General features: G+C 55.3%; 5 protein-coding genes. All 5 read left to right on the forward strand.

What is annotated here, in order from left to right; all coding sequences use genetic code 11:
- The first annotated feature begins 452 nt into the window (after nucleotides 1-452).
- On the forward strand, nucleotides 453-851 hold the full coding sequence (locus NW852_RS03320; RefSeq protein WP_414371765.1) for a DUF1257 domain-containing protein: 399 nt from the start codon (nucleotides 453-455) through the stop codon (nucleotides 849-851).
- Nucleotides 852-860: 9 nt separating this feature from the next.
- Entirely contained in the window at nucleotides 861-1,070 is a 210-nt protein-coding gene (locus NW852_RS03325; protein ID WP_414362279.1) for a DUF2997 domain-containing protein, read from the forward strand.
- A gap of 86 nt (nucleotides 1,071-1,156) precedes the next feature.
- Nucleotides 1,157-1,786: a helix-turn-helix domain-containing protein gene (locus NW852_RS03330; protein ID WP_414371763.1), complete on the forward strand. Its 630-nt coding sequence runs from the start codon at nucleotides 1,157-1,159 to the stop codon at nucleotides 1,784-1,786.
- Nucleotides 1,783-3,312, forward strand: a complete 1,530-nt coding sequence (locus NW852_RS03335; RefSeq protein WP_414371761.1) for an Hsp70 family protein — start codon at nucleotides 1,783-1,785, stop codon at nucleotides 3,310-3,312. Before NW852_RS03330 ends, NW852_RS03335 begins: the two co-directional genes overlap by 4 nt.
- 8 nt (nucleotides 3,313-3,320) lie before the next feature.
- On the forward strand, nucleotides 3,321-4,051 hold a 731-nt coding region (locus NW852_RS03340), incomplete at its 3' end, for a pentapeptide repeat-containing protein (RefSeq protein ID WP_414426465.1).

Consider the following 4,051-nt stretch of genomic DNA (forward strand, 5'->3'; position numbering starts at 1 on the left):
AACTTGATTTTCAGTGGCAGTGGATCTGGCTCTCCCTTTGGTTCAAAGGTTTGGCGAGCATCTGGTTTGGTTACCCCAGTACCCCTCAACTGCCTCCTCCTGCTACGTCGGATCCCAATCGGCGTCTCCCAGCCGAGAAGAACAAGGAGAAGTGAACGCTTCTGTTCTTTGGCTAGGGCCACGCAGGTTTGTATCCTAGCAAACACTTTTTGATCCAAGAGAGCTGCTTTAGGATAGAGGCGTGGCCTTGCTATGGCGGGATTCTGGAGATTTTTGGATGAAGCCTGCTTTAAAAAGTAAGGAGACTTTGAAGCAGCCTTTGCTGAGCTAAGGGCTTTGGTAGGGGATAGTGCGAAGATAGAGATGGCCCAAGTGCTCCTCGGTCAAAAAACAGAGGGCACCCATAGCCAGGTGAGGTGAAGCAAGAAAGACTCTAACTTTAGGAGGAGAGAATGTCGCACTTCACGTACATCCAAACTCAGTTTAAGAACCGAGAGGCTTTGATAAAGGCTCTAAACGATGTTGGCTACTCTCACATAGAAGAGGGATCCGACCTTCCTCTATATGGCTACCGAGGCGATAGGCGACCTCAGACGGCAGACATTGTTATCCGAAGAAAGTACTTAAGTGCTGCTAGCAACGATATTGGCTTTAAGTGGAAGGGCGATCACTACGAGGCAATAATCTCTGAATATGACCGCCAGGTCTTTCCCGACTTTATCCCCAAAATTCAGCGCAGGTATGCTTATCACGCCGTCCTTGCAACGGCAGCGGAGAAGGGGTTTACCGTAGAGTCGGAATCTGTGGACGAAAAAGGGCAAGTCAGAATTGTATTGGGACGTTGGGCCTGAGGAGGCGTTATGGCGGAATATCAACAGGTTGAATACATCATCGACAAAGATGGCAACGTGATTGAGCGCGTGCTTAATGTCAAAGGCAAGGGCTGCCTTGACCTAACTGAGGAAATAGAAAGGGCATTGGGCACAGTTCAAAAAAGGGAGCTGTTGCCTGAATATGACCAGGCCCCAGTCATAGAACAAAATGTCCAGCGTCAGGTAGAGCGTTTATGAATGCCCCAAACCCCTTTCTGGATCCCCTGTCTGGTTTAACCAAAGGGATCCAAAAGACTCTGGCTAGGATTCCATTTTGGAGTGAAATGAAAAGTCATGATACCCTGCTGCGCAATCTCATGCAGGCTGCCGGTATCTCAACCTGGCGAGAGCTTCGACAAAAGGCCAAACTGAGTCGAGGAGCCCTAAATGCCCTGAGAACTGGCCAGGCCGAAAAGCTGAAGTTAGCCGATCTCAATCGAGCAGCCAGCATTTTGCAAGTGCCCTTGCCGAGCCTTATTCAAGATTTCAGCGGAATCGAGCTAGCATTGGAGCCTGCAGAAACGGCTCAGGAAGTGCAGCGGCTGCACAAACAGCTAGAACAGCAGGAAGGGCAATTGCGCCATCAAATCTGCGCCGAACTGGTGGAAAAGCTCAAGCCTCTTTTGGTGCAATACCCCACCCTGCAGCAGGTTGTGCAGAGGCGACCGGATTACCCTGCCCAGCAAGTCTTGGCTTTGCTGAACTGTCTGGGCAACTTGTTGGAAGACTGGCAGTTGGAAACCATTGGCCAGGTGTGGCAACAGGTGGCCTATGACCCAGAAAGCCACCAGGCAGATGAGGAGGATATCCAGGCGGGCGAGCCGGTCTATGTTCGCTTTGTGGGCTATCGACTTAGGGATCAAGTTTTAGTTCGAGCCAAAGTCAGTCGCACCCTACCTTCCCTGGCAGCATGACGACGTTGACTATTGATTTTGGCACTTCCAATACGGTGGTCTGTGCCTATCAAAATCGAAAGCCGATTGTGATCGACATACCAGGGATCACCCACCGCTACGACGGCAGCCCGCCTCTAATTCCCTCGGTTCTCTTTGTCGGCCAAAACCAGCAATTTTTGATTGGGGCACCTGCCCAGGCCAAACGGGATCCCAAGCGCCTATTCAAAGGCTTTAAGCGGGATCTCTCTCAACAATTCCAGCCGGCCCCAACCTATGTGGATGGACAGGCCTACACAGCCCAAGAGGCCACGCGGATCTTTCTGCAGCAGCTTCTTGCCAAACTCAAGGCGGAGGGCTGGCAGCCCGATAAGGTGATCTTGACCGTGCCGGTGGGAGCCTACGAGGCCTATTTGCACAACCTGCAAGAGGTGTTTGGCTCCCTAGGGATCCAACAGGTTGTGTTCCTCGACGAGTCCACCGCGGCTGCTTTGGGCTACGGGGTGCAGGAACCGGGATCCCTGATTTTGGTGGTCGATTTGGGGGGCGGAACTCTCGACCTCTCTTTGGTCAAAATCTTGAAGCCAAAGCAGGGCACTGCTTACCGAGCTGAGGTCATTGCCAAAACTGACCGGGCCTATGGCTGTGGCGGCGTCGATATCGATATCTGGATTGCCGAATGGGTGCTGGAGCAGTTGGGCCGCAAGCGACAGCAGGTTCCGGCCAGCAGCTTCCAGGTTCTGTGCGAGGTTGCCGAGCGGCTCAAGATCCGCCTCTCCAGCCATTCTCAGGCCAGCGAGGCCTGGCTGGATGAAGACTCCTTTGAGACCCACACTTTAATGCTTCAGCGCGAACAACTCCAGGAGCTGTTGGAAGAGCGCGGCATGCTGACGCGGCTAAGAGAAGCCATCGATGAGGTCATCGAGAAAGCCCACAACAAAGGGATCTCTAAACGAGATATCCACCAGGTGGTGTTGGTGGGTGGCACCAGCCTCATTCCAGGGGTGCAGCATCAGGTCATTAGCCTCTTTGGCCGCGACAAGGTTAAGTACCACAAGCCGTTTGAGGCAGTGGCCCACGGCGCTCTGGCCTTCACCCAGTTTGCCCGCCTTCAAGATCATCTCCGCCATACCTACGCCCTGCGGCTCTGGAATCCCTATTTGCAGGCGCCCGACTTTTTCCCTCTCTTTAAAAGCGGCACGGCCTATCCTGCCACGGCGGAACTGCCTCCCTTGCAGGCCAACGCCAATGGACAAAGCCACATCAACCTGGTGGTTGGTGAGATGGCCGAGGAAGGGGCAACCGAGGTTGTTTACGGCCCCGACGGTCGGATGCAGATTCGCAACAGCAGCGCAGCTTCTAGCTTTCGTCCCCTTGGGAGCCACAAGCAGCTTTCCATTCCTCTCAAGCCCCCAGGGCAGGTGGGAGTGGATCGTTTGCAGGTCACCTTTGCCGTCGATGCTGGGCGAACTTTGCGGGTAACGGTAGTAGATTTGCAAACTCAAAAGACCCTTATGCAGCAGCAGGTGGTTGGGAGGTTAACTTGAGGTTAGGGATGGCGGAAAACTTTGATCCCGTTCTGGGTGGGCAGCAATTGGCCGGCTCCGATCCAGTCATGGGAGGCTTGGTAGCCGTTGAGCAAGCCCTAGACAGTCCGGATCCCAAGGTGAGAATCCAAGCAATCAAGGGTGCTCTGAAGTACGGATCCAGAGGGGCCGAGCTTGTTATCCAGGCCCTGCAAAATGATCCCAACTGGGAGGTGCAGTTTGCGGCTTGGGAGACGCTGCTGAAATCGAAGGATCCGCAGCACGTGCAGGTGGCAAAGTCCCATCGACTTCCCCTCCGACAGGTTGGAGATGTCCGAGCAAGGTATAAAGCGGGAGAGCGGGATTTCCGCTGGGCTGACCTGAGCGGGGCCGACCTGTGGCGGGCCAACCTGAGCCAGGCCGACTTGAGGGGAGCCAACTTGAGCAGGGCCGGCCTAAGCGGGGCCAACCTGAGCGAGGCCAACCTGTGGCTGGCCGACCTGAGGGGAGCGAATCTTCAGGGATCCGACTTGCGCCGGGCCACGTTGAAGGGGGCTCTGGTCTCTGCCGAGACGCAGATGGATCCCAAGTGGCGGCTGGTCTGGGAAATTGTCAACGGTCAGGCGAATGTCAAGAAGCTGAGCCAGGCCGACCTGAGCGAGGCCAACCTGAGCGAGGCCAACCTGAGCCAGGCCGACCTGAGCGGGGCCGACCTGAGCGGGGCCGACCTGAGCGGGGCCAACCTGAGCCAGGCTAAGCT

Origin of the sequence: Synechococcus sp. H60.1 (genome assembly GCF_047462335.1) — a bacterium.
Taxonomy (GTDB): Bacteria; Cyanobacteriota; Cyanobacteriia; order Thermostichales; family Thermostichaceae; genus Thermostichus.

What these genes read in the sequence shown, in the direction of transcription:
- NW852_RS03320 (WP_414371765.1), top strand. Translation starts at nt 453, where the DNA reads ATGTCGCACTTCACGTACATCCAAACTCAGTTTAAGAACCGAGAGGCT.
- NW852_RS03325 (WP_414362279.1), top strand. Translation starts at nt 861, where the DNA reads ATGGCGGAATATCAACAGGTTGAATACATCATCGACAAAGATGGCAAC.
- NW852_RS03330 (WP_414371763.1), top strand. Translation starts at nt 1,157, where the DNA reads ATGAAAAGTCATGATACCCTGCTGCGCAATCTCATGCAGGCTGCCGGT.
- NW852_RS03335 (WP_414371761.1), top strand. Translation starts at nt 1,783, where the DNA reads ATGACGACGTTGACTATTGATTTTGGCACTTCCAATACGGTGGTCTGT.